This is a genomic window from Endomicrobium proavitum, from assembly GCF_001027545.1.
GTDB classification, from domain to species: domain Bacteria; phylum Elusimicrobiota; class Endomicrobiia; order Endomicrobiales; family Endomicrobiaceae; genus Endomicrobium; species Endomicrobium proavitum.
In genome coordinates, this window is record NZ_CP009498.1 from 215425 (window position 1) to 242238 (window position 26814).

At 41.7% G+C, this 26814-nt stretch carries 17 protein-coding genes and 1 tRNA gene; 14 read left to right on the forward strand and 4 right to left on the reverse strand.

The features are described 5' to 3' along the window. Positions 1-210: 210 nt before the first annotated feature. Positions 211-6792, forward strand: a complete 6582-nt coding sequence (locus tag Epro_RS00865; RefSeq protein ID WP_082121447.1) for an OmpA family protein — start codon at positions 211-213, stop codon at positions 6790-6792. Positions 6793-7056: 264 nt separating this feature from the next. Here Epro_RS00865 and rsmG read toward each other — a convergent pair whose 3' ends face one another. The 4 genes from rsmG to mnmG are packed head-to-tail and all read right to left on the reverse strand — an operon-like array spanning position 7057 to position 10729. Continuing rightward, positions 7057-7866: a 16S rRNA (guanine(527)-N(7))-methyltransferase RsmG gene (gene rsmG / locus Epro_RS00870; protein WP_052569717.1), complete on the reverse strand. Its 810-nt coding sequence runs from the start codon at positions 7864-7866 to the stop codon at positions 7057-7059. Positions 7867-7870: 4 nt separating this feature from the next. Next, on the reverse strand, positions 7871-8179 hold the full coding sequence (locus Epro_RS00875; RefSeq protein WP_052569719.1) for a SemiSWEET family sugar transporter: 309 nt from the start codon (positions 8177-8179) through the stop codon (positions 7871-7873). Continuing rightward, complete coding sequence (locus Epro_RS00880; RefSeq protein WP_052569721.1) at positions 8161-8961, reverse strand: EFR1 family ferrodoxin; 801 nt, start codon at positions 8959-8961, stop codon at positions 8161-8163. Before Epro_RS00880 ends, Epro_RS00875 begins: the two co-directional genes overlap by 19 nt. After that, on the reverse strand, positions 8942-10729 hold the full coding sequence (gene mnmG / locus Epro_RS00885; RefSeq protein ID WP_052569723.1) for a tRNA uridine-5-carboxymethylaminomethyl(34) synthesis enzyme MnmG: 1788 nt from the start codon (positions 10727-10729) through the stop codon (positions 8942-8944). The genes Epro_RS00880 and mnmG overlap by 20 nt, the downstream gene beginning before the upstream one ends. A gap of 168 nt (positions 10730-10897) precedes the next feature. Here mnmG and gmk point away from each other — a divergent pair, with 168 nt between their 5' ends. The 13 genes from gmk (at position 10898) to nth (ending at position 26782) form a co-directional block, all read left to right on the forward strand. Further along, complete coding sequence (gmk, locus tag Epro_RS00890) at positions 10898-11497, forward strand: guanylate kinase (protein ID WP_052569724.1); 600 nt, start codon at positions 10898-10900, stop codon at positions 11495-11497. A gap of 9 nt (positions 11498-11506) precedes the next feature. Further along, entirely contained in the window at positions 11507-11785 is a 279-nt protein-coding gene (locus Epro_RS00895; protein WP_052569726.1) for a hypothetical protein, read from the forward strand. A gap of 2 nt (positions 11786-11787) precedes the next feature. Next, on the forward strand, positions 11788-12330 hold the full coding sequence (locus tag Epro_RS00900) for a flavoprotein (RefSeq protein ID WP_052569728.1): 543 nt from the start codon (positions 11788-11790) through the stop codon (positions 12328-12330). 1 nt (position 12331) lies between these two features. Beyond that, the gene (locus tag Epro_RS00905) at positions 12332-12997 is read left to right on the forward strand and encodes a phosphopantothenoylcysteine decarboxylase domain-containing protein (RefSeq protein ID WP_052569730.1); all 666 of its coding nucleotides are present in this window, start codon (positions 12332-12334) and stop codon (positions 12995-12997) included. Beyond that, a complete protein-coding gene (locus tag Epro_RS00910) occupies positions 12945-13724 on the forward strand; it encodes a uracil-DNA glycosylase (protein WP_082121448.1) in 780 nt (259 codons plus the stop codon). The genes Epro_RS00905 and Epro_RS00910 overlap by 53 nt, the downstream gene beginning before the upstream one ends. Continuing rightward, positions 13721-15706 carry a replication restart helicase PriA gene (priA, locus tag Epro_RS00915; protein ID WP_052569732.1) on the forward strand — a complete coding sequence of 662 codons (1986 nt, stop codon included), beginning with the start codon at positions 13721-13723 and terminating at the stop codon, positions 15704-15706. Before Epro_RS00910 ends, priA begins: the two co-directional genes overlap by 4 nt. 18 nt (positions 15707-15724) lie before the next feature. Next, on the forward strand, positions 15725-16108 hold the full coding sequence (gene crcB / locus Epro_RS00920) for a fluoride efflux transporter CrcB (RefSeq protein WP_052569734.1): 384 nt from the start codon (positions 15725-15727) through the stop codon (positions 16106-16108). Between the two features lie 87 nt (positions 16109-16195). Next, positions 16196-16271, forward strand: a tRNA-Asp gene (locus Epro_RS00925). 246 nt (positions 16272-16517) lie between these two features. Then, positions 16518-22736: a beta strand repeat-containing protein gene (locus tag Epro_RS00930; RefSeq protein ID WP_052569736.1), complete on the forward strand. Its 6219-nt coding sequence runs from the start codon at positions 16518-16520 to the stop codon at positions 22734-22736. A 1-nt stretch (position 22737) separates the two neighbouring features. Next, entirely contained in the window at positions 22738-24408 is a 1671-nt protein-coding gene (locus Epro_RS00935) for an autotransporter outer membrane beta-barrel domain-containing protein (RefSeq protein ID WP_052569738.1), read from the forward strand. Positions 24409-24463: 55 nt separating this feature from the next. Beyond that, positions 24464-25378 (forward strand): copper resistance protein NlpE N-terminal domain-containing protein, encoded by a 915-nt coding sequence (locus tag Epro_RS00940; protein ID WP_052569739.1) that lies wholly within the window; start codon positions 24464-24466, stop codon positions 25376-25378. After that, a complete protein-coding gene (locus Epro_RS00945; RefSeq protein WP_052569741.1) occupies positions 25375-26157 on the forward strand; it encodes an inositol monophosphatase family protein in 783 nt (260 codons plus the stop codon). Before Epro_RS00940 ends, Epro_RS00945 begins: the two co-directional genes overlap by 4 nt. After that, complete coding sequence (gene nth, locus Epro_RS00950; protein ID WP_052569743.1) at positions 26144-26782, forward strand: endonuclease III; 639 nt, start codon at positions 26144-26146, stop codon at positions 26780-26782. Before Epro_RS00945 ends, nth begins: the two co-directional genes overlap by 14 nt. The last annotated feature ends 32 nt before the right edge of the window (positions 26783-26814 follow it).

A 26814-nucleotide genomic window follows, 5' to 3' on the forward strand; every position in this document is an offset into this window, starting at 1 on the left:
ACACAACACAACACAACACAACACAACACAACACAACACAACACAACACAACACAACACAACACAACACAACACAACACAACAATACTCCCTTAAATGCTGCTGTAAATTTTTCATATACAACAATAGAAAGCTGATTGCATTTTTAATGCAACCGGCTTTTTTCATTTATAAAACAAAAAGTAAAAATACAATTTGAAAGAGGAAAAAAATGAAAACAATTTTGCGTGCAGTCATTACATTTTTTGTATGCGTCTGTCATACCGTGCTTGACACGGTATCCATGTTAAATAAAAAATGGATTCCGATTTTCATCGCAATGACAAATAAAAGGTCTGTCACCCTGAGGGCAATTGCCCTTCAGAATATGCTGTTGTTGTTTGCCATTATTGCGGGGAAGCTTGCCGCGTTGAAGCATATCGGAAACAGGAAAGCCGTTACTTTATCCTTACTCCTTGCTACTTTTTCCTTGTTTTTGGCAGCGCCAAAAACCAATGCCCAAACATCTGTAAATAACTTCGCGGATTTTATAGCAATAACCACTACAACAAATAATTACAACATATCCTTAACCGGCGATATCTTCTTTTCCGGCGGTAATTTTAATGTTTTAAGCGGAACAATTACCGGAAACGGATACGTGTTAGACGGGCAAAATGTAAATGCCGGAGTTCTGCTTACTTCCGGAAATAATTTATTTTTTTATGGCCCCATAACATTTCAAAACTTTTCAAAAGCATCAGTTAATTATGGACAAGCATCGCAGGGAGGAGCGTTATTTGTAGCCGGAGCATATAATGTGTATTTAAATAGCACAACTATATTAGATTTTGCATCGTCAATAATAAACTTTACAAGCAATACGTTAACGAGCGGAAGCGTTGGCGGATTAGCAATACAAGGCGGAGGGCTATTTGTAGGCGGTGCGGTCGCAGCCGGAGCAGCAGCTGGCGTAGTCAACAATTCCAGCGGAGCAACAGCGATATTAAACTTTGCATCGCCAATAATAAACTTTACAAGCAATACAGTAATGAGTATAGGCTCCGGCGGAGTAACAATACAAGGCGGAGGACTATTTATAGGCGGTGCGGTTGCAGCCGGAGCATTTAATGCCGGAGCAAACAATTCCAGCAGCGGCACAGCGGTAGTAAATTTCACATCGTCAACAATAAACTTTACAAACAATATGGTAACGATGAGCGGAGGTGCCGGAACAGCAGCACAAGGCGGAGGACTATTTGTAGGAGGAGCGGTTTCTGCCGGTGCGTATATGGGTAATGGAGCAAACAATTCCGGCAGCGCAATAGCGGTAGTAACCTTTACATCGTCAACAGTAAACTTTGCAAGCAATACGGTAGCGAGTGGAGCTAGTGGAAACGTAGCGCAAGGCGGCGGGCTATTTATAGGCGGTGCGGTTGCAGCCGGAGCAGGAAGTAATGTAGTCAACAATTCCAGCAGCGCCACAGCAGTAGTAAATTTCACATCGTCAACAATAAACTTTACAAGCAATACGGTAATAATTGGAGGTTATGGAACAGCCGCTCAAGGCGGAGGGCTATTTGTAGGCGGTGCGGTCGCAGCCGGAGAAAATAGTTCGAACAATGCCAGCAGCGCCACAGCAGTAGTAAACTTCACATTGTCAACAGTAAACTTTGCAAGCAATACGGTAAGAAGTGGAGGTTATGGAACAGCCGCACAAGGCGGAGGACTCTTTGTAGGCGGTGCAGTCTCTGCCGGTTCAGCTTACGGAGTAAATGATTCCAGCAGCGCAATAGCGGTAGTAACCTTTGCATTGTCAACAGTAAACTTTACAAGCAATATGGTAGTGAGTGGAGACAGAGCAACAGTAGCGCAAGGCGGAGGACTGTTTGTAGGAGGAGCGGTTTCTGCCGGGGCATATGCTTCCGGAGGAACTAATTACAGCAGCAGCGGCACAGCAGTAGTAAACTTCGCGTCGTCAACAATAAGCTTTGCAAATAATACAGTAACGAGTGGAAATAATGGAACAGCTTCGCAAGGCGGAGGACTCTTTATAGGTGGAGCAGTCTCTGCCGGCGTACATAATTCCGGAGCAGCTAATTACAGCAGCAGCGGCACAGCAACAGTAACTTTCACAAATTCAATAGTTAACATAGGTAACAATGCAGCGCAAGACGGCGGCGGGCTATTTGTAGGCGGCTCTGTGTCAACAGGCGCATATACTAACGGTGTAAACACAGCCACCAATGGCATAGCACAAGTAACGTTTGCAGGGTCAACAATAACAATAACAGGCAACACCGCAAGCGCCAGCGGCGGAGGAATATATATAGCGGGCAACTATGGCAACGGCGCCAGCGGAGGGCAAGCAAGCCTAATATTTGAAAACGCAAACGTAACAATAGCAAGCAACACGGCAACAAACGGAAGCGCAATATACGCAGTAAACGGAGCAAGCGTAGTATTTAATAACACAAACATAGAATTTTTATGGAACAAAAGCGCCGGAAACGGAATAGCGCATTGGGACGCAAGCTCATATGTTGGGTTGGAGAATGTAAAAACAATAAAAGCAATAGGGAACCAAGCCAATAACGGCGGATTTTTGTATTTGGTAAATGGCGTTACAGTGTTTACCGGCGAGGCAATTTTTGACGGCAATAAAGCAACTACAAACGGCGGAGCATTGTATATAACCGGCAATACAAGCCAGATAATTTTTGCAGATGGCAGCACAATAACATTTACAAATAACAACGCGGCGCAAGGCGGAGCAGTATATGCAACAGCCGGAGCAAACGTAGTATTTACAACCGGAGCGCATTACGTAGTAAGCAACAACACGGCAACCTACGGCGGATTTATAGCGGTAAATAATGCAACAGCAACGTTTAAATCGGGAGTAGATTTTAGCTTAAGCAATTCAAGCGCAACTTACGGCGGATTTTTGTATGCAACAAACAATGCAATAGCCAATTTTGAAAATATATATGCGGCAACAAATACGGCGGTATCAGGCGGATTCTTGTATGGGGCAGCCGGAGCAATAATAAATATTGCAGGTTCAACAATAGCGGCAAACGTAGCAACAAGCAACGGCGGAGCATTGTATATAACAGGAAATACAAGTCGGGTAATTTTTGCAAACGGAAGCACAATAACGTTTAAAGGAAATAAAGCAACGCAAAACGGCGGAGCTATATACGCAACAGCGGGAGCAAAAGTAGTATTTTCCTCAGGCATGGGGCAGTTAGTAGTTGCCGGAAACACAGCGGCCAGAGGCGGCTTCATAGCGGTAGATAACGCAACGGCAACGTTTGACGGCGGGAATTTTAGTTTCAGTAATTCAACGGCGTCGGTATCCGGAGGCTTCTTGTATGCGGCAAACAGAGCAAGAGTAAATTTCGGAGGAAGCCTATACACGTCGTCAAACAGCGCGGCATTAGGCGGTTTTGCAGCAGCAGAAAGCGGAGCAGTAATCAATATAGGAAGCGCAACAATAACCGGCAACGTAGCAACATCTTCCGGAGGCGCAATATATTTGCAAACCAGCACGGCGAATTTTAACAGCGCAACCGGCGCAATAGTATTTGCAAGCAACACGGCAAACGGAAAAGCGAATGATATTTACGCAGCGGGTTCGTTTATAAATTTCAACGCGGTAAATAATCAAATAAGTTTATTTGACGGAATATATGTAGGAGCCGGCGGAAATAATAGAATAATCAAAACCGGCGCCGGAGCATTGTATATAAGCGGCAACAATTATATACGAGGAACATTTAATCAAACAGCAGGAACAACGTTGATAGAGACAGCAACGTGGACATTTGAAACCGGAAGTTGGAACGTAACAACATCGTCAGGCGTCCGTGTAACGACGTCGGCGGTAACAACTACAAACACGGCTGTGAAGTTTGATAAAAACATAAATACCGACGGAGGCGCGTTGTACGCTTATGCGTCAACAATAACATTTAACGGCAACACAGTAATATTTGAAAGCAACACAGCAAGAAATTTCGGAGGAGCGCTATACACAGAAAATTCAAGCGTAACGTTTAATAATGCGCAAATAAATTTCACAAGCAACGCCGCAGTAAGCGGAGGAGCAATCTACAGCAACTTGGCGAACATAACATTTAACAACGGAAGCGCAACGTTTACAAATAACAAAGCAACAACAGGAAGCGGAGGAGCAATCTACGCAGTAGATGATTTGGTATTTGACGGAGCAAACGTAGATTTCACCGGAAACGAAGCGTTAGCTGGAAACGGAGGAGCAATATTTGCCGACGACACAATACTAACAATAAAGAACGCAGTGATGACGTTTATGAACAACAAAGCATTGCTTGGCGGAGCAGTGTACGCAAGCAACAATTCAAATATAACGTTGTCGGGAAGAGGAAACTTCACAGGAAATGAAGCAGCAACAAATGGAGCGGCAGTCTATGTGACAGGCGGCAGCACAGTAACAATAGAAGCCGCAAACGGCGATATAATATTTAGCGGCAACAAAGCCGCCGGAACGCCAAACGATATATACGCAGACAACAATAGCCGACTAAACTTAATAACCGGGGGAACCAACACAATAAGTATATCCGGAGGAATATTAAGCAACACAGCCGGCACGGGAGTAGAAGTAAACAAAACCGGAACAGGAACGCTCTTTATGGGCGGGGATAACGAAATATGGGGCGACTTCACGGCGACAGCGGGAAAAGTGGTGCTGTTAGAAAGCGCAACGTTTAAAGCAAACAACATAATATTTAACGGAGCCGGGTTAGACATGACCGACGCCGACCTGTATGATAACTTGCACGTAAACGTAGCAACGGCAACAACGATGTTTGCAAGCGATACAAGCTTGTTAATGGACATATTTGAAAACGGAAACAACGACCAAATATTTGCAAGCTCTGCGCAAATAGGAGGGAATTTGCAAATAAAAGCGCACTTTGGGGTGTACAATAATCAGGAATACCATTTGATAATGTCGAGTGAAAACGCGATAAACGGAACGTTTGCAAACGCAACGTTTGTATATGTAGGAACAGGAGCGTTTAGTTATCAAGTAAAGTATAACGATATAACGGATTGGACAGGCGTAGTGAGAATAATAGTAAACGGAATAAACAAAGGGGACTTCCAAAACTTGCCGAAGTTAACGTTCAACCAAAGCGAAGTGGCAAAAACGTGGGACGAATTATCAATAATTCTGCCGACAAACGACTTGAAAGAAATAATGGAAGCAACGGCAAACTTAAGCGACCAAGAAGAACAAAAGAAAGTGCTTGGTATAGCGTCAGGCTACTTCCACAGCAACGTAATAAAGTCTGCAGCATTAGATAATGACAATAACGAAATATATGACAGAATAAAAAATCACAGCACAAGGGAACACACAAACAGCGCAATATGGGCACAAGTAACAGGAGCGCAAACAAAGTTAGGCGGCGACGAAAACAGCCTTGGCGAATACAAAGATAATAGGTATGGGGTAATGGCAGGGTTTGACATATACTTTGGAAGCATGAGCAGCATAAACAAAACGATGTTGGGAATATATGTAAACTATAAAGACCAAAGCATGAGCCAAGAAGCAAGCAAAGCAACGCTAAATAAAATAGGCGGCGGATTATACGGCGGCTACATAGAAGAAAGCTACGAAATAAAAGCAATGATAGGCGGAAGTAAGGACAGTTACGAAACAACAAGAAATATACCAATAAGTCAGTATCTGCCGGTGCCGCCATACGCCGACAGAAACGCAAAAGCCAGCTACGGAGGCTTCACGTTGGGAGCGGACGTAGAAGGCGCATTGAAATACAAAATAGGAAACAACACAAACTTCAGACCATACGCAGGAGCCGAGCTAAAGAATGTGAGCTACGACGGCTTCACAGAAACCGGAGCAGACGGATTAAACCTAAAAGTAGAAGCAGGCAACTATTTAAGAACAACCGCAAGGTTAGGAGCGGGAGTAAACTACGACGATAAGACATGGGCAGGATATGTAAACCTTGAAGGAAAATACTTATTAACAGGCAAGAAATACGAAATAGAAAGCGTATTTGAAGGAACAGAAGTGAAGTTCTTAAGCAGAGGCTACGAAGAAAACGGCTTAATATTAGGAGCAACATTAGGCGGAAGCGTGAGAATAACCGAAGGCCTAAAATTCTTCATAAACGCCAACGCCCACACAGCCGAAAAATACACAAACCTCTACGCCAACGCGGGATTGAGATACAATTTCTGCGGAATAACACACAAAGAAAAAGAAGAACCCGTTGTAGAAAAAGCAGCCCCCGCACCGGTAGTTGTAGAGCAACCAAAACCGGAAATAGAAGAACAGGCAAAGCCTGCGATAGCGGAACCTGCAATAGCGCCTAAAGCAGAAGAAACAGCAGAGATAAAAGAAGAAGAGCAACAAAAGAAAGAAGCGTTGGCAAGAAGAGAACGCCCGATGATAAAGAAGTTTGATATGAAAGCGGCAAGCTTTGCCTTAGGGAAAGCAACGCTAACGCCGAGAGCAAAAGCAGATATAGCGAACATGGCAAACGAAATGAAGCAATACAAATATACGTCGATAACAATAGAAGGACACACAGACAGCACAGGAAAAGCAAGAACAAACAGAACATTGTCAAAAGCAAGAGCAAAAGCAGTGTATGACGAGTTTGTAGTCAACGGAATAAGCGCAGCAAAAATGTATTACATAGGCTTTGGTCACACAATGCCCACCGACACAAACAAAACAGTACAAGGTCGAGCCAACAACAGAAGAGTAGAAATATTTGTAGAATAACTAAAACGGCAAAGTGAAAAGTGGAAAGTGAAAAGTGAAAATAACGACAAAAACAAAACAGCAAAGTGAAAAGTGACACGAAGTGTCATCCCGGAATGTTGTTTATAAGAAGTTCTTCCACAGCAGCCTGCACCGTAGTGTCTAAATACGGTGGGATCCACGGTTGCTAAATATTAGATGTATGCATTACATCTTTAAAAGTGAGAAGTGAAAATAAAGGCAAACAAAAAACCGGAAGGGTTAAAACTCTTCCGGTTTTTTTATTTAAAGCGGTTTCTTTTCTGGGATTCCGGTTTTTCTTGGGTATTGCTGCGGGGTGTTTTTGTGTTTTTTAAACACCAAAAGGCAGTAGTCTAATTCTTGATTTGGCAGTTTGTAAGGTATAACTTTTTCTAATTTTGCGCCTAATTGTTTTAAAGCATTCTCTACCGATGGTAAACCTTCCTCTAAACTTTCAGCGGAATTTTTTGTTTTATGAACTATAAAATATCCGCCTATTTTTAAAAGCGGAATTGCAATTTCAAGATTGGGGGAAAGTTTGCTTACCGCGCGCGACAAAACAAAATCTATTCTCTGGCGGTAATTAGGGCTTTGTCCTATTTCTTCGGCACGCAGATTTAAAACTTTTATGTCAAAACCGAGTCTTTTATTTGCGTCTTCAAGAAACGTGCATTTTTTCGTTATGGATTCCACAAGAGTCATATTTAATTGCGGCAGTGCAATTTTTACAGGTATTCCCGGCATTCCCGACCCGCTTCCCAAATCTACGACTTTTATAGATTTAACCGTATTAGAAACTGCAGATTTTGAAGCAAGGGGCAATAACCCTTGTTTCAGAGCCTGTTGTTTGCTCAATATTTCTGTTATCACTTTTGCGCTGTGCAAACTGTCTGCGAAATGTCTGTAGAGCAGTTCTTCATCCGTTTTAAAATGGATAAGATTAAATTTTTCATTCCATTCTTTAAGAGCGTCAAAATATATTTTGAATTTTTCAGTCTGCTGTGCCGTAAAAGCAGACAGTATATTCTGCTGAACATAGCGCTCAAAATCGTTAAATAGTTTAGTGTTTATCATTATTTCACTTTCCACCCGCTTTTGAGCGCGGCAAGCTTTTTACTCTTGGCTTTGTAGTTTTATCGTATTTTATTTTTAAAATAATTTGAATAACGGCAAGCGCAAATATTACGCCGTTACTTATAAATATTGAATACTTGCCAAAAATTATTCCGTATGTAATCCATAAAATTGTTCCCGTTCCAAAAATTATAAACATGGGCATAGAAACGTCTTTTGCGGATTTTGTTTTCCATGTTTTATAAACTTGTGGAACGAAGGCTATTGTTGAAAACGTTCCGGCGGCAAAGCCGATTATTTCAAGAGAAAACATTCGCTGACCTCTTTGTTATTTAACGCTTTGTAAACTTTTTTCCCTGTTACAAGAGAGTTTAGCGCTCTTGCGGGACAGTAAGAAAAACATCTTAAACACAGCTGACATTTATTTTTATTAAAAACAGGATATCCGCCGGCAATAGTTATTTGTCCAACGGAGCAAATTTTTGCGCACAGTCCGCATTTTGTGCATTTTGTTTTATCGGTTTTAAATCTTATTATGTTTTGCCAAAATTTAGTTTCCCATAGAGAAGTTATGGCGCTTGTCGCAAGAAAACAAAAATTAAAAAATAAATTCGTTTTTTGCGCATAAGCCGAGGAGTGCGCAATATCTAACGCAAAGTTTTCAATTTTTCGCAAAGCTTTCTCTTTTTTTGCGGCATTTTTTTCTTCGCTTTGCACGCCAAGCCAATTGTTTGGCATTTTAAACCCTTGCGCGGCAATAGGAACGTAACCTTTGTTTTTTAGAATATCGGCAACGGTTTGCGCGGCTTTTAGCGACGAGTTGCCCATTGTGGTAAATACAAAAACTTCCGCGCCGTTTCCGCTCGGCAGAGATTTGATAAATCTTCTTACAAAAGGGTAAGTGTTCCAGCATGCTATTGCAAAACCTAATCCTATAGTTTTTGATAAATCTATATTTTCAGGTTTTGTATTTTCAATATTTGCAAGACGGACTTTATGCTCGTGCTGCGTTAAAACTTCCGATATTTTTTTTGCGGCAAGATAGGTGTTGCCCGTGCCCGTAAAAAAATAAATATCAACGTTTTTGTTTTTCATTTTTCTTCTCTTTTCTTTGCTTCTCAAGATATATTGTAAGTATTGCAATATCCGACGGTTTTATTGAATGTATCCTTGACGCCTGCCCTATTGTTTGCGGACGAACTTCGCTTAAACGCGCTTTTGTTTCGGCGGATAAAGAGTCAAGTTTGTCGTAATTAAAATCTTCGGGAATTCTGCGGTCTTCATTTTTTTTCATTTTAGCTGCCATCTTTTCCTGAATTTCAATATAGCCTTTATACTTGTTGTAAATTGCAACTTCTTCTTTAACTTTTTCCATAGACCACGGATTAAGTTCTTCGTCGGTGGGAAGGGCTTCGGTGTTTCCCTCGTAAACGTCCGTTAAAGTTTTTCTGTAAAGTTCAAACTTTTTATACGCGGCGTCGGAAATAAGCCCTATTGAACGACCTGTGTCCATAAGGCGCAAATCGGTGTTATCGTTTCTTATTGAAAGTCTGTATTCCGCTCGGGATGTAAACATTCTGTACGGTTCGTCCATGCCTTTGGTGGTTATATCGTCAATAAGAATGCCTATGTAAGATTCATTGCGTCCGAGTATAAGCGGGTCTCTTCCCAGAACTTTTAAGCCTGCGTTTACTCCGGCAACAAAACCTTGCGCCGCCGCTTCTTCGTATCCCGTTGTTCCGTTAATTTGTCCGCCTAAAAATAAGCCCTCGGTAGTTTTTGTTTCAAGAGTTTTTTTAATTTGCAGCGGGCTTGAGTAATCGTATTCTATGGCGTAGGCGTATCTTATAATTTTGCAATTTTCCAAACCTTTAATTGAGTGAAGCATTTGATCTTGCAATTCAAACGGAAGCCCCGTGTATAAACCGTTTAAATAAACTTCATTTGTGTTGTATCCTTCCGGTTCAACAAAAATGTGATGGCTTGTTTTTTCGGGATAGCGTTGAATTTTTTCTTCAATTGCCGGACAATATCTTGGGCTTTTGCTTTCGCCGTTGCTTATCGGTATGGAGGATAAATCTATATTGTCTGCTATAACTTTGTGAGTTTGGGCGTTTGTGTAAGTTAGCCAGCACGGCAGCTGTTTAAGATTTCTTCTCCATTTTTCAACTTCCGTAAAATGTGAAAAAGGTATAGGGTTTTCGTCGCCGGGCTGTATTGCTATTTTTGTGTAATCTATGGAGTTTGAATTTATTCTCGGAGTAGTTGTGGTTTTAAATCTTCCGAGCTTTAGTCCGCAGTCTTCAATTAAAGATTTTGAAAGATGCGCCGCTTCTCTTTCGTTAAATCTGCCGCCGCTAAAAAAGAATTTTCCAAGATGTATTGTGCCTTTTAAAAAAGTCCCCGTTGTTACTACAACGGCTTTTGCTTCAACCGTTTCTCCGGTTAAAATTCGGACTCCGCAAACTTTTCCGTTTTTTACTATTAACGACGTCGCTTCGGATTGTAATATGTCAAGATTTTTTTGGTTTTGTAAAGTTTTGGACATTAGCACGGAGTAAAGCTCTTTGTCGCATTGAGCTCTTGGCGACCAAACTGCGGGGCCTCTTGAGCTGTTTAAAATTTTAAACTGCAGCCCTGCATGGTCTGTATTCCAAGCCATTTCTCCGCCCATGGCGTCTATCTCGCGCACCATTTGACCTTTGGCTATTCCTCCGACGGCGGGGTTGCACGGCATTCTTGCTATAGAATCTACGTTTAAAGTTATAATAAGCGTTTTTAAACCCATTCTTGCCGTTGCAAGACATGCTTCGCAGCCCGCATGTCCGGCGCCTATAACTACAACATCGTATGATTTTTCCATAAAAGCCCCTTATGTTTTTGTAAATTTTTTATTTTTTCAAGTGAATTTTACCTTTTTAGACGGTTAATTGCAAGATTTTGCCTTTAAAGATGATACGGAATTTAAGAAGAATAAAACATTTATATTTTGCTTTACTTTTCAGTCGTGTTTTTAATATAATGTAACGCTATGAAAAATACCCAAAACAAGGGAAATATTATAGTTGTGTCCGCGCCCTCGGGAGCCGGCAAAACCAGCATTTGCGACGCTACGGTTAAAAAATGCGCAAATGCCGTTTACTCTATTTCTTATACCACAAGAAAACCAAGAATAGGCGAAACCGACGGGAACGAATATTTTTTTACCGACGACGTTTCTTTCAAAAAAATGGTTAAAGCCGGCAAATTTGCGGAATGGGCTAAAGTTCACGGGCATTATTACGGTACTCCGAAATCTTTTCTTGAAAAAACTTTAAACGCGGGGAAAAATGTTATTTTAGACATAGACGTTCAGGGCGGATTAAAAATAAAAAAACATTATCCGCAAGCGTGCATGATTTTTGTAATGACTCCGGATTTAAAAACGCTTGAAAAACGTCTTACCGGAAGAAATAAAGACAGTAAAGAAACTATAGCAATACGCATGCAAAACGCCAAAAAAGAATTAAAATACCTCTCCAAATACAACTATCTTGTAATAAACGATAATTTGCAAGACGCAATATTTTCAGTTAACGTAATAATAGAATCTTTAAAATACAAGATACAAAAAGACAAAAAATATTTTTAGGAGAATGAAATGGCACTAACGCAAGCGCAGTTGGCACAAGCCGTAGCAACGTCAAAAATCGGCAGATACGAATTAGTAAAATTGGCGTTAGAATGGGTAGAAGTTAAAAAATACGACGAAGAATACAGAAAACTTTCTCAAGCCGAATTAATATCTAAAGTTTTGGACGATGTTGTTGAAGGCGTAGCGACTTCGGCTGCAATAGAAGAACTTAAGAAAAAAAATAAAACCAGAGAAAATAAAGCGGCGGCAGAAGAAGGCGGCGCTGCGTCAGAGGCAAAAGCGTAATAATGAGTTTGAAAGGCAAAAATATTATCGTCGGCATAACCGGTTCTATTGCGGCGTATAAAGCCTGCGACGCCGTGCGCGCGCTTGTTAAACTTGGCGCTAACGTAGAATGTATTCTTACAAAAAACGGCGCGGAATTTATTACCGCGCTTACGCTTCAAACTTTATCAAAAAATAAAGTTCACGCTTGTATGTTTGAAACTCCAAAGGAGTGGGAAATAGACCACATATCGCTTGCGAAAAAAGCGGACGTTATCGCCGTTGTTCCCGCCACTGCGGATATTATAGCAAGACTTGCCGTAGGAAGAGCCGACGATTTGCTTTCGTGCGCAATTCTTGCGTCTAAAGCCAAAATAATAATTTGCCCCGCGATGAATTCTAATATGCTCCGTCACAAAGCCACAAAGAAAAATATTGAAACTTTAAAAAGCTACGGATATAAATTTGTAAACAGCCAAGAAGGCGAACTTGCCTGCGGAGACAAAGGCGACGGACGCCTTGCTCCGGTTGACGAAATAATTAAGGTTATATTAAAGGAAGCGTAATATGACTTCCTCTAAACGTTTAACTTTCCTAATAACTTCAGGACCTACGAAAGAATATTTAGACCCCGTCAGATTTATAAGCAACGACTCGTCCGGCAAAATGGGCGCGGCTCTTGCCGAGGCTGCGTTAAAAAAACATCATAACGTAATTTTTGTTACAGGTTGCGCAAGTATTAATCCTCCAAAGGCGGCGCGAGTTGTAAATGTTGTAAGCGCCAATGAAATGTTTAGCGCCGTTAAGAAAAATTTTAAGAAAGCCGATGTTATTATCGGCGCTGCGGCGGTTGCGGATTTTGCGCCTGCGGTTTTTAGTAAAAATAAAATTAAAAAAAGCGGCAAACTTCCCGTAATAAAACTGAAAAAAAATCCGGATATAATAGCTTACTGCGGTAAAAATAAAAAAAATCAAATTGTCGTAAGTTTTGCTCTTGAAACGGAAAAGCTTTTAGAAAACGCCGCTTTAAAATTAAAAAATAAAAATACGGATTTTATAGTTGCAAATTCCAAGACGTCAATTTGCGCAGATAAAAGTTCGGCGCATATAATTTTTGCAAACGGGTTGAAAATAAATTTAAAAAAATCGGACAAAAAAATAATAGCAGGGAAAATTATAAATGAAACAATCGGATTATTTGAAAGTATTAAAACTCGCAAAAAGAACTCTTGAAGAATCTCAAAACTGGGGCGAAGACGAACTTTATAAAGCTCCGGTTAAAAATATTTCTTTGCCCGTACAACCGCAGGCAACGGAATTGAAAAATAATAATAAACTTTCCGTAGAAGAATTAAAAAATAAAGTGTTAAATTGTAAAGATTGCGCGCTCGGCAAAACTCGTTTAAACGCAGTTTTCGGCGAGGGGTCTTCTTCTGCCGAAATTATGTTTGTCGGCGAAGGTCCCGGCTTTGATGAAGATCATCAGGGCAGACCTTTTATCGGCAAAGCCGGACAATTTCTTACAAACCTTATTGAGCTTATGGGCTACAGCCGCGACAGCGTATATATTGCAAATATAGTTAAATGCCACCCCATGAAAGATCCGTCAAACCCCGAGCTTCGCGGAAACGACAGACCTCCCACGGATTTGGAAGTGTCGGAATGTTCAAAATATCTTGAAGCGCAAATTGCCGCAATTAATCCTAAAGTTATAATAACTCTGGGGAAACCGTCCGCGCGTTATTTTCTTAAAACAGACATGGCTATGGGCGCAATACGCGGACAATTCAGAGATTATAACGGCATAAAACTTATGCCCACTTATCATCCGTCTTACCTTATAAGAAACGGCTGCGTTTTCGGCAAAAAAGATCAGGGGCAGGAAGTTACAAAACTTAAAAAAGAAGTTTGGACGGATCTAAAAAAAGTAATGGACTATCTTAAAACAGGCAAGATATGATTGTCATAAACGTTGCGGTTGCGGTACCTTTAAATAAAACGTTCTACTACCTGCCTCCTGAAAATATTTCCCCGCAAGACGTGGTCGGCAAAAGAGTGCGCGTGCAGCTTGGCGGGCGCTTTATTACTTCTTATGCGTTAGAAATTACGCAATCCGAAGATTCAAACCTTAAATTAAAACCTATAACGGAAGTTATTGACGACGACGTTGTTATAACTGACGAGTCTGTCGCGCTTGCAAAATATATTTCCGAAAATTATGTGTGCACGATAGGAGAGGCTCTTGCCTGCGTAATACCGCCCGCAATGAAAAAACCTAAAAGAAAAATAAAAGATGTTGAAATAATAAATGAGGAAAGTTTGCCTTACGGCTTTTCTTTAACTGCCGCCCAAAAAAATGCCGTTGATAAAATAAATAAATCAGTAAACTCAAATGCCGCAAAGACATTTTTACTTTACGGCGTAACGTCTTCCGGAAAAACAGAAGTTTATCTTCATGCTATAGAAAACGCTTTTAAACAAAATAAAAGCGCAATAATGCTTATTCCGGAAATATCTCTTACCGCGCAGTTTGTTGAAATAGTTACAAAAAGATTCGGCTCCGCCGTAGGCGTTTGGCACAGCGGTATAAGCGCTATAGAAAAATACAACCTTTTTATGAAAGCAAAAAGCGGCGAGATAAAAATTATGCTCGGCGCGCGTTCGGCAATTTTTACTCCGTTTAAAAATCTCGGATTAATAATAATAGACGAAGAACACGAGCATACTTACAAGCAGGAACAAAAACCGTCTTACGACGCGCGTGAAATTGCTTTTTGGCGCGCAAAACGCAATAAATCTTCGGTTGTTTTGGGTTCCGCCACGCCGTCGCTTGAAAGTTATAAAGACGCTTTAGAAAATAAAACAGAGCTTATAAATCTTCCCGAAAGAATAGATAAAAAACCAATGCCGAAAATTGAAATTTTATCTTTAAAAAACAAACCTTTCGGCGGAAGTTTGTTGACCATTGAAACAATAAGAGCCATATCAAACGTTCTTTCAAAAAAAGAGCAGGTTATAGTATTTTTAAACCGCCGGGGATATTCTCCGTCTATAATGTGTAAAAACTGCGGAAGCGTTTACCAATGCCCTAATTGTTCCGTTTCAATGTCTTATCATAAAGCTCCGGAAAGTTTGAGATGCCATTATTGCGGCGAAACAAAAAAGCTGCCGGCGGTTTGCCCTGTATGCAAAAGTAAAGAAGTTTCGGTTTTCGGCGCGGGAACGCAAAAAGTTGAAGATGAGCTGGGGAAACTTTTTCCGAAGGCAAAAATTTTTAGATTAGACGGCGACACGGCGTCGTTAAAAGAAAATTACGTTAAAGCTTACAAAGGCGTTAAAAACGACCGGTACGATATTTTGGTAGGCACGCAAATGATTGCAAAAGGTTTTGATTTTCCGCGCGTAACGCTTGTGTGCGTTGTTGACGCCGACACGTCTTTATATCTGCCCGATTTCAAATCTTCGGAAAAAACTTTTCAGCTTATCACGCAAGTCTCCGGACGCTGCGGCAGGGGAAGTATTCCCGGAAACGTTATACTTCAAACAAGACACCCCGAGCATTACGCAATAACTCACGCTAAAGCGTATGATTTTCATTCTTTTTACAAAGAAGAATTACTTCAGAGAGAAAAACTTTTTTATCCGCCGTATTGCGATGTGGCAAAAATTGCCGTGCGAAACAGAGACGAACAAAAAGCTTTGCAAGACGCTGAAAAGCTTTTTATTTTTTTGGACGGACTTGCAAAATCTTTTGAAATACACGTAAAACTTTTGGGGCCTGCAACGCCTTACATAGCAAAACTTCACAATACGCACAGACGCCACATAATAATTAAAGGCGATAAAAAAAATATTTTAAAGCTTGCCGAATTTGTTCAAAATTATAAGCAGTTGCCGGGCACGCATGTAAGCGTAGAAATAATGCCGTCGGATTTAATATAAAATGCAGAGGTAGAAAATATGTTGAAAAATGCAATTGCCGTTTTTTTAGGCGGAGCTTTTGGTTCGCTCTTTCGCTTTTTGATAAGCGAAGCGTTGCCGGTTGTTAAATACGGAATTCCGTTTACGGTAATATTTATAAATTTCGCGGGATGTTTTATTATGGGCGCCGCGGACGGTGTTTTTGAAATTTGTCAGCCGGCAAAAGTTACAAAACATTTTTTAACAGTTGGACTTCTCGGCGGGTTTACGACTTTTTCAGCTTTTTCGCTTGAGTTTTCAACTCTTATAAAAAGCGGTTCATACGGCGGCGCGTCTTTATACTTGCTGATATCAATTTTTATGGCGTTATTGGGTTTTTGGCTCGGCTATTTTCTTATTAAATTTGTTAAACTTCATTGGTAAACTAAAGTTTGACAACGGGCTGACTTTGTGATATAATCATTCAGCTTTAGTTGGTGTGTCTTTGAATAAATTTTTGCGGTAATTCGGGGGGTCGTGGTGTAGCCTGGTTTAACACACTGCCCTGTCAAGGCAGAGATCACGGGTTCAAATCCCGCCGACCCCGTTTTTACTTCGTTTTTTGAGTTTATATTTTATTATGCCGCTTTTTATTGTATAAAAAGGGACACCCAATGCGAAGACTGCTGCTTATATCATTCATATATAGAAATGTTTTATAAAAAAACCTGTTTCATTTATTTGAAACGGGTTTTTTTTGTTTATGGGTACTTTGCATTTTGACAGTAAGTTTAGCTATCGTTAATTGCCGTCAAATTAAAAATTATATGTCCCAAATAACAAGGGGTAAAAAATGAAGAAATCCATGCATTCAAAATGGAATCCGTTTATTTGCATGTTGCTTTCCTTCTGTATGACCGTGTATGCCTTTTCTCCTGTCTATGCCGTTAATGTAACTCAATCGTCCGATTTTGCTTCTAACTGGAACAGCGCGGTATCCCCCATTGTAGTGGTTGGCGCTCCAATAGACTCAAACGGCAATTACGGTATAATACTATCCAATTACCTAAATGCGATCGGAACAAATATGTCTCTTGTGGGTTATTCCGGCTCTCCCGACGGAGAAATGCTTGTGCTTGGTCAATACGCGCTTGCTTTTGCTCCGGGCTGGAGCAACGATATCAACGTTAATATTTCAAGTCTTAGTATAAGCGGCGCAACCAACGGAGCTGTTTCTTTTCAAGGAAACGGAACAGGCGCTCATAATTTATCGGTAAGCGATATATATTTTTACAACAACCAATTTGCAAGCGGCAACGGCGGCGCGATAAATGTAGGAACTCAAATTCAAAGCGTCGCAAATAACAAATTTATTTTGACTGATAACGATTTCATAAGCAATAAGGCGCAAAACGGCGGCGCAGTGTATGTGTCGGCGGTTAACGCCTATCTTTCATCTTTGCTGCAGCCTGTTTTTTCCGTAATTGACACCACAAACAATAACGGACATTATTTTGCTTTCAACCAGGCAACCAACGGCAACGGCGGCGCGCTGTATTTTGCTTCTCAAAATGCCCAATCTACGGTTGTAAATCAATTTACCGCACAAGGATATTCATATTACGCCAATTATGCTTCAGGTTTGGGCGGAGCTATTTATAACGGCGTTTCAAACGGCAATTCTCCCGCAGTAAACGAATTCAATATCAGCAGCGGAGTTTTTTCAAAAAACCAAGCGGGAAGCGGCGGAGCGGTAGCCACAACCGTTAACGGCGGCAATACTGCCGTAAATGTTGTCATAAACGGAGAGTTTTATTCAAATGCGGCTACAAACGGCGGCGGAGCTGTTTATAATTTCGTCGGCGATCAAAGTTCCCCTTACGGCGGAAATATTAATTTTAACGTTAACGGAATTTTTGACGGCAATAAAGCCGTAAACGGCGGCGCTATTTACAATAATATTCAGCCCGGACAAGCAACTATCGTAACTAATGCCGGCGGCTCTTTTACAAACAATTTCGCAAGCGGCAACGGCGGAGCAATCTATAACACTGCAGGCTTAAATACGGCTATATTAAATATTGCGGACGGCACTCTTTTTTGGGGTAACGGCGCAAGTTACGGCGGCGCAATTTTTAATTCGGGAAGCGGCGTAATCAACTTAAACACCGTTTCAGGTAATGCCATAACGTTTGGCAATAACTATGCTGCAAACGCTTTAAACGGCGCCGACATTTATCAAGATTCCGCAAATGCCGTTATAAATATAACGGGAAGCGGCACAGTTAATATAAACGACGGCTTTGGCGGAATAGGAACTATAAACCAGCAAACCGGAACAACTCTTAATCTAAATGCGCCGGGAATAAACAGCGGTTTTACCGGAACTTTTAATCAGGCGGTCGGCTCAATATTAAACGCCTCAGGCGTTATGTTTGGCGGGCAAAACAACATTGGCGGCACGGCAAACATAAATTCTTCGCAGAACTCTTTTTATTTTAACGCTAATATGCTCTCCGGCGCAACTTTAAATTTTACATCAGGCTCTAATGACAGAGTGTCAATCGGCGTCGCCTCAAGCGTTTCTTCTCCCGGGATTCGCTTTCAGGGCACAGGCGCCTCCGTTGGGTTTAACTCAAGCGTTTCATCCGGTTCGGCATATAACTTGATGCAGGATATCAGCAACGGGCAAAGCAATTCCGTTAATTTCAATAACAGCAATGTTACATTCGGTTCTACTCAATTTACCGGCGCAACTGCATATGGATTCTATAATAACTCCGTAATAAACCTTGCCGACTCGTCTTCAAACTATCAGACTTATAATTTTTCAACTTTGACTACCGACGGCAGCGGAGTTATGAATTTAAAAATCGGCAACGATCAAAACGCGTTGTTGTCCGATGCCGTAAACGTGCAAAACGGCGGCGGCAATATTGGACTTGGCAAAATATATATAAACGATGAAGAAGGATTAATTACCGGTTATATGCGTATAATTTACGGAGGTCCGTTAAAATTTGTAAACGGATTAACGCAATACGTTGCGACAAGCACGGGAACATACACAATAACAACCGCTAACGATTATTATGTTCAATTTAATTCTATACCTCAAACGCCTCCCAGCGGCGGCGTTGTAGTAAGCACCGCGGGCGCGGGCGGCGATACGAGCAGCACCATAAATAATATTGACGGCAGCACCACAACCGTAAATACAAACACCGACGGCAGCGCAAGCAGCACTACAAATAATGTTGACGGCAGTTCTACGACCGTAACTACGGGCACTGACGGCAGCGCAAGCGTAACCAATACGGGCTCCGGCGGAACAGATACCAGCGCAAGCACAACAAATCCTGACGGCAGCACATCTACCACAGTTACAAACCCTGACGGCAGCACTACAACAGTAACTACAAACCCCGACGGCAGCACATCTACTACAAATACTAATGCAGGCGGTACCACTACCAGCCAAAGCACAACAAATCCCGACGGCAGCACAACAACTACAATTACAAACCCCGACGGCAGCACCGTAACCACTACAACAAATCCCGACGGCAGCACTAGCGTAACGCATACTGATTCCACAGGACAATCTACAACCGTCGTGACAAACCCCGACGGCAGCGCGGTTATAACTAACCCTGACTCAAGCACTACGCCGATAAACCCGGGAGACTCTACAAGTGTAACAACGCCCGATGGCAGCACCGTTGACGTTAACGCCGGCGGCGACGGAACTACTACTACAAATGTTACCCCTTCCGGCGGAGGAAATGCCAGCGCTACCACAAATCCGGACGGCACTACAACCAGCACAACAACGGATGCAGACGGCAATGTGATAAACAATACGACAGGCTCCGACGGAACATCTACTACTACGGACACAACTGCAGGCGGGGGAACCGCGGGCACTACCACAAACCCGGACGGAACTACAACCAGCACAACAACAGATTCTAACGGAAATACTATAGATTCCTCTACGTCATCCGACGGAAATTCTACTACAACAAATACTACGCCCGGCGGAACGACCACTATTACTACTAACCCCGGCGATAATACTACCGTTGTAACTGACTCGGGCGGAAATACTACTACGGTTATAACAAATCCCGACGGAGGCGGATCAAGCGCATCTTTGCCTGACGGAACAACAACGTCAACTACTGTAGATAACGGGGACTCCACTGCGCAAATAAATACGCCCAATAATCAGCCGTCTTTGGTGTTGGTTCTAAACGATGTAAATGCCGTATCCGTAGCTGCATTCGGCGCCGGTATTTCTTCTTCAACGCCGCGCTCGTTTCAGATAGGCGCAAATGAGACATATTATAATGATGCGAATCTTGACGCTATGGCGGGCGGCGTATTTACCGTGTTTGGCGCAAATCCGGGCACAAGAACGTCAATTCTTTCAGGGCTTAATGCAACGGATTTGACGACGCAGCAATCTCTCTTCAATATAGCGTCAGACAGCATAACGTTTACATTGGAAGATTTGACTATAACCAATGCATATGCGGCAAGCGGCGGTTCCGTGCTTAATATGAACGCCGCAAATTCTTCGGCATATCTTGGTAACCTGCTTATAACGGGAAATTCATCAGGCGCCGACGGCGGAGCTATTAATGTTTCAAACGGCTCGGTTTATATAACAGGCGTTGATTTTATAAGCAATTCTGCTGCCGGCAACGGCGGAGCAATATCTAACGCCGGCGGAACCGTTGTGCAATCAGGATCGTTTATTGGAAACTCTGCGGTAAACGGCGGCGCAATTTATAATACGGCTTTGGCAGCTGCGCCAATGTCTATATATTCGGCAACGAGCAATTTGTTACTTTCAAACAATACGGCGGCAGCCTTGGGCGGCGCAATTTACAATGACGGTTTTATGACTATAGGTTCTGCAACCGGCGCGGATATTGTATTTAGCTCAAATACAGCTAACGGCGTTGCAAATGATATCTATAACTCAGGCACTCTTAATTTTGCAAGCACCGGCGGAAACATTTTAATAACCGGCGGCATAGCGGGAAGCGCGGCAGGCATAATAAACAAGAACGGATTGGCTGATGTAGTCTTGGCAGCAACCGCGGATAACTCGCAGTATTTAGGCGCGTTTAATATGACTAACGGTATTGTGGACGCTAACGGCAAATTCTTCGGCGGACAAAGCACGGTGCAAAGCGGTATTTTGAATTGGAATGCCGGAGCTTCAAAAGAAGAGTCTGCAATTCTTGCGGTAACCGGCGGCGTAATAAATATTTACGGCAATTTAATTCTTGCCAATGCCAATGATGTTATAGGTCAATATGCAAATTTAAATTTGTTTTCAGGCGGGTATTATGAAGTGGCAGGCGGTTCTGTTTTCATAGATTCCAACGATATGCTGGTAGCGCCGGACGGCAGTTACGGCTCTGCAAAAATGAGCGACGGACATTTGGTGCTAAACGGACAAGGATTAGTAGTTTATTCAGGCGCCTATAATCAGACAGGCGGAGTGCTTCATGTTGAAAATCAGGCAGTTACTTATACTATTTATGAAGGCGCGCAAAGCAATAACGGAATTTTAGGCGGGGATATCTCTATAACGAACGCCAGAGTTAACGTTCTTTGGTACAATTTCAATATTAGTTCGGGAACAGGTTCTATTATACCTACAAAAGGTTCATTGTCTATGGGAGACGGCGCGCTTTTCTATACGGTTGACAATACCTTGCAAACGCATACTTTTGCCGGCGATTTCGCATTGTTTTCCGCTGTGTCTGCTTTTAATACAGCTGCCAATTTTGAAGTTGATTTAGACGCGCAGGCGCATAAATCCGATATTCTCGTATTTGGCGGCACCGCTGCTCCCGGAACGATAGTTTCGCAGGGAAATCCGGCTGCCGGTATAGCAGATGTAGTTGCTTCAAGCGGAGTAGTTAATCTGTCTGGCATCAACTTTATCAACTCTCCAAAAGATGCGGTAGTGCCGTTTAGAATTATGGACGCGCCGTCATTTGACGCCGGTATAATATTTTCCGCGACTACAAAACGGTATTACACGCCTATCGGAATATATGACCTTTACTCTTTTGGCGAAGGAAATTACGAGCTGCGCATGGATTCTTTAAACCCAGTAACGCTTCGCGCGGAAGCCGCTGTCTTGGCAATGATTGACGCGCAGAACGTTTCAAACAGCGTTTTGTTTGATCACGTATTTTTTGACAGCAATCAAATGCTTGTTAACGCAAATAAAAACGAATATCGCTTTTTACCAAGACAGTTTTTAAAAGAAAACAGAGAAAAAGATTATTGGATAAAAACTTATTACGAACACGAAGCTTTCTCCGTTATTGATAATACGGATTTGAAAAATAATCTTTACGGAGCAATTTTGGGTCTTGATTTTACCGCAAGCGATATAGGCGAAAATTCATATTTTATGCCTACCGTGTTTGCAGGTTATACCGGCGCGTCGCAAACTCTTGATGCGGCAAGTATGCATCAAAACGCAGTAAAAGCCGGTTTCATGGCTTCCGCAATGGTTAACGACGTTTACACCGTGTCGGCTTTAGTTTACGGCGGATTATATCAAAACCATATGGAAGTTGACGGAGCCGAAGACAATCTTAACAACTGGTTTGCCGGCGTGTCCGTAAAAAACGCTTACGATATGTATATTGATAATTTCGTTTTACAGCCGTTTGTTACTTTTTCTTACAACATTTACGGCAGTCAGAAATGGAACTCTTCTTACGGCAGTATTGCAATGCAAACCGACAATGTTGACGGCTTTAACGCCTCGCCCGGGGTCAATATTATTTACGGATTAGACACATGGAATTTCGTTATCGGCGAAGCTTATGTTTATAATTTAGGCAATAAAATTTCCGGCAAAATAGGAAATATAGAGCTTCCGGATTTAAATAACGGAATCGGCTATTTTGAATGGACGGCAGGCGCGTCTAAATTATTCTCAAAACAACTAAACGTTTGGCTGCAGGCGGTTTATAAAACAAACAGAGACGCGGATATCGGAGTAAAAGCCGGCGCAGGGTGGAGGTTCTAAAATGAAAAATAAACATACTTTGAAACTTCGTTTGAATATTTACTTTGCGGCTGCAATTTGTTTGAGTTTGTTTTTGTTCGTTTCGTCTGCGTTTGCGGTTGAAGAGCTGGTTTCTCTTGCGGCATTAAATAACGCCGTTTTAAAAGCCGGAAGCAATTCGCTTAATAAAAGGCTTGGAGATTTAAGAAGAACTCCGGAAAGCGCGGCGGGCGTTTGGTTTCGGGGATATTATAATGAAACGTCTCGTTACGGCGCAATAGATCTTGACGCAAATATTTCCGGCGCAGAAGCGGGGGTAGATGCGCTGCTTTCTTCCGACGCTTCGCACAGATTTTACATAGGCGTTTTGGGCGGCTATATGGGCGCGGATAATTATCAGGATATTAACAAAATTCAGTCGCGCGCGCCGTTTGCCGGTTTATACGGAACATGGTTTAACGATGCCGGCTGGTTTGTAGATGCAACCGCAAGATACTTTTTCTATGAAACGAAAGATATTTTAGCGGAAGAAAAAACGAACTGGGGCATGTGGGCCGTAAGCGCCGAGGCGGGAAAAGAGTTTAAAATGCCGATAAACGCACGGTCATTTTTTAAGCTGGAACCGAAAGTTAAATTTATTTACGGGCAAATATCGGCGGAAACATTAAACGCTATTGATTACGTGGCGTCCAATGTTTTCTTTATCCGTCCGGCATTGTATGCGGGCTATGCGGCAACCGTAAGAAACGGCGCAATTGTGGAACCGTATATTGAGTTTGGTTTCAACGGAGATTTGTCGTCGGATTTAAAAGTTAATTCCGTTGCGTATAATGTGAAAGGCGGAAGTTTTGATATTGGCGGCGGAGTAAATTTTATAGTAACCGACATCATTTCGCTTTATACTTACGCAGGATATGAAAAAGGCGATAAAATTGCAAATTTGGCAACCAATGTCGGCGTGCGTCTTGCGATTGCAGGCGTAAAACACAAAGAAAAAACTAATGCGGATACTGCTGCGGATGCTGCGGTTGCGCAGTCGTCGGCAGCTGCGTCCGATTATTATGTAACAGCTTCCGGTTCGTCTTTAGCGTCGGCATCTAATGATAATGCGTCTGCGATGTCTGCGAAAAATTCAAATTCCGGCGAAGTAGTTGCTAATGCTTCAAATGCGAACACTGCGGAAAAAACTGCCGCAACTTCCAATGCAGCGGCAACTTCTGCAAACGGAAAAACTTCCGATGCCGCGGCAGCAGCAGCTAATAATAATGTTGCCGGCAATATCAATGGCGCTGCCGGTAATTCTGCAGACAGCAACGTTATACCGCCTGCATATTCCGGAAGCGGAAGTTCGCAATCTAACGGCGTTAACGCTTCAAAAAAAGTACATTTTGAATTCGGAAAATATGAGATAACGCCGTCGTATGCAAAATATTTACAATCGCTTGCGCCTTCGTTAAAAAATAATCAACAAATTGAAATTGACGGGCATACGGATAGAACCGGTCCCGCCGAATATAACCAAATTCTTTCCGAACATAGAGCAAAAGCGGTTTATGACGAACTTGTAAATTTAGGCATTGCGAAAGAAAAAATGATATATAAGGGTTATGGGTTTACTCGTCCGTTAAATAATGCTCATACTCGCGAAGCCGACGCTGAAAACAGAAGAGTTGAAATTATTATCGTTAAATAGTAAATAGTTAAATAAAATATATACGTTTTGATAAGCGTAAATTGAAGGATTGAGAATGAAAAAATTAAATATTTGTTTTTATGTTTTTATTGCAGCTGTAATTTTTATTTCCGGCTGTGCGGTTAAAAAGATTTCGCAGCAACCGCAGATTTCGCAAAGCGAAATAAAACAAGTTGAGTCGCAAGCGGCAGATTTAAGCAAAAGTTCTCCGCTTCAATTCAAGGAAGTTTTGGGATACTATGTTAAAAACAGCGTGAAACTCCCTAAAGATATAAATTTTACTGTAATAAATTCCGCAAAAAATTTTGACACAGTGCTGGCAAGATCAAAAACCGCCTCGTTTGTGTCGGCAGAACCGAGTTTTAAAAACAAATTTGCGGCGGTTATTGCTGTAAAGCCATCGGTTACAATAAACTCTGTAAAAATAAATAATGTTTATGCCGTAGGAAGCGATGTATATGTAGATTATGAAGTTATCTCGCAGGGATATGCCGGCGTAGGTTATTTTGTTTCAAATATGAAAGCGCTTGAAATTGTAAAGCCTAACCCTATTACAAATATCTGTTTTATTTCTGCGGGGAAGGTAAGCGAAGTATTGCCTTACGGAAACAGAAGCCAAAATTCTCCGGCAAGCGTTGATGATTTGCAGAAAAACTATACGGGAATTTTCAGCGGAACAATTCCGTCGGCAAGCGGTTTGGGAATGACAATTACTTTAACGTTAAACTCCGATTTTACTTTTGCTCTGCGTCAGATATATTTAAATAATCCCGACAGAAGTTTTGATTCTGCCGGCAACTGGATGCCTTCGGAAGACTTATCTTCTTTTACGTTAAATTACGATAAAGATGTTTTGTCGCAAATGAAATTTTATTTCACCGATAAAAACGCCATAGAAAAACTTGACGAAACAGGCGAAAAAATAAATTCGCAACATAATTACAGCCTAACAAGACAGGCGTTGCAATGAAGTTTTCAAAATATGCCCAAACCGCTCTTGCGGCGGCAAACGCCGGCGCTGATGTTCTTATGAAGTATTACCAAAAAACGCTTAATGTGGAATATAAAGGTATTACCGACCCTGTTTCGCAGGCTGATAAAAATTCACAAAAAGCCGTAATTAAAGTTATCAAAGATATTTTCCCGCAGCACGGAGTTCTTGCCGAGGAAGACGGCGTCAATGAAATAAAAAAAGATTACTGCTGGATTATAGACCCGCTTGACGGAACCGTAAACTTTGTGCACGGCGTTCCGCTATTTTGCGTATCTATAGGATTAAAATATAAAAATGAGATTATCGTCGGAGTTATTTATTCTCCGGTTATGAAAGAAATTTTTATAGCTGAAAAAGGCAAGGGCGCTTACTTGAACGGTAAAAGAATTAAAGTTTCCGATACCTCTAAACTTATACGCTCGCTTGCCGTAACAGGTTTTCCTTACGAACTTGAAGGCAGACGCAAAAGAGTTTTCGGCAATTTTGAAAATATAGTTTCTTGCGCACAGGGGATAAGGCGTTTAGGTTCCGCGGCGCTTGATATGGCTTATGTTGCGTGCGGGCGCTTTGATTTTTTCTGGGAAGAAACGTTAAAACCGTGGGATATTGCCGCAGGAATAATTATTGTTAAAGAAGCCGGCGGCATTGTTACCGATTACAACGGCACAAAAAATTATTTTTCATCTTCAACGCTTCTTGCCGCCAATAAAAAACTACATAAACAGGTTTTAAAAATTTTAAATGAAACAAAATAAAAAAGAATACGTTGCGGAAATAATAAAACTTTTGCTTAAAAGTTATAAAAAAGTAAAATGCGCTTTAAATTACAAAGAGCCTTACGAATTGCTTTTTGCAACCATATTGTCTGCGCAGTGCACCGATGAACGCGTAAATAAAGTTACCGAAGAACTTTTTAAAAAATACCGCGCTGTAGCCGACTATGCGAATGCGGATGTTAAAGAGCTTGAAGTTTATATTCGCTCCGCCGGCTTTTATAGAAATAAAGCAAAAAATATAATTAACAGCGCAAAGGTTATAATAGAAAAATACGACGGAAAAGTTCCGCAAAGCATGCAAGAGCTTCTTGTTTTGCCGGGCGTGGCGCGCAAAACCGCCAACGTTGTTTTAGGAAACGCTTTTAATAAAGCCGAAGGCATTGCCGTAGATACGCATGTTATAAGAATTGCAAATCTTTTAAAACTTACCAAAAGCGACAACCCCGTAAAAATAGAGCAGGATTTAATGGAAATTGTTCCTAAAAAATATTGGACGGAATTTTCTCATCTGTTGCAAACTCTCGGAAGGCGCGTATGTAAAGCAAGAAATCCGAATTGTTCCGGTTGTTCTTTAAAAGAGATTTGCCCGTCTGCAAAAGCATAGTTTGACATATTTCCGGCTTTTTGTTAAAATAA

Coding starts and splice junctions, on each gene's coding strand:
- Epro_RS00865 (WP_082121447.1), top strand. CDS start 211: ATGAAAACAATTTTGCGTGCAGTCATTACATTTTTTGTATGCGTCTGT.
- rsmG (WP_052569717.1), bottom strand. CDS start 7,866: ATGATAAACACTAAACTATTTAACGATTTTGAGCGCTATGTTCAGCAG.
- Epro_RS00875 (WP_052569719.1), bottom strand. CDS start 8,179: ATGTTTTCTCTTGAAATAATCGGCTTTGCCGCCGGAACGTTTTCAACA.
- Epro_RS00880 (WP_052569721.1), bottom strand. CDS start 8,961: ATGAAAAACAAAAACGTTGATATTTATTTTTTTACGGGCACGGGCAAC.
- mnmG (WP_052569723.1), bottom strand. CDS start 10,729: ATGGAAAAATCATACGATGTTGTAGTTATAGGCGCCGGACATGCGGGC.
- gmk (WP_052569724.1), top strand. CDS start 10,898: ATGAAAAATACCCAAAACAAGGGAAATATTATAGTTGTGTCCGCGCCC.
- Epro_RS00895 (WP_052569726.1), top strand. CDS start 11,507: ATGGCACTAACGCAAGCGCAGTTGGCACAAGCCGTAGCAACGTCAAAA.
- Epro_RS00900 (WP_052569728.1), top strand. CDS start 11,788: ATGAGTTTGAAAGGCAAAAATATTATCGTCGGCATAACCGGTTCTATT.
- Epro_RS00905 (WP_052569730.1), top strand. CDS start 12,332: ATGACTTCCTCTAAACGTTTAACTTTCCTAATAACTTCAGGACCTACG.
- Epro_RS00910 (WP_082121448.1), top strand. CDS start 12,945: ATGAAACAATCGGATTATTTGAAAGTATTAAAACTCGCAAAAAGAACT.
- priA (WP_052569732.1), top strand. CDS start 13,721: ATGATTGTCATAAACGTTGCGGTTGCGGTACCTTTAAATAAAACGTTC.
- crcB (WP_052569734.1), top strand. CDS start 15,725: ATGTTGAAAAATGCAATTGCCGTTTTTTTAGGCGGAGCTTTTGGTTCG.
- Epro_RS00930 (WP_052569736.1), top strand. CDS start 16,518: ATGAAGAAATCCATGCATTCAAAATGGAATCCGTTTATTTGCATGTTG.
- Epro_RS00935 (WP_052569738.1), top strand. CDS start 22,738: ATGAAAAATAAACATACTTTGAAACTTCGTTTGAATATTTACTTTGCG.
- Epro_RS00940 (WP_052569739.1), top strand. CDS start 24,464: ATGAAAAAATTAAATATTTGTTTTTATGTTTTTATTGCAGCTGTAATT.
- Epro_RS00945 (WP_052569741.1), top strand. CDS start 25,375: ATGAAGTTTTCAAAATATGCCCAAACCGCTCTTGCGGCGGCAAACGCC.
- nth (WP_052569743.1), top strand. CDS start 26,144: ATGAAACAAAATAAAAAAGAATACGTTGCGGAAATAATAAAACTTTTG.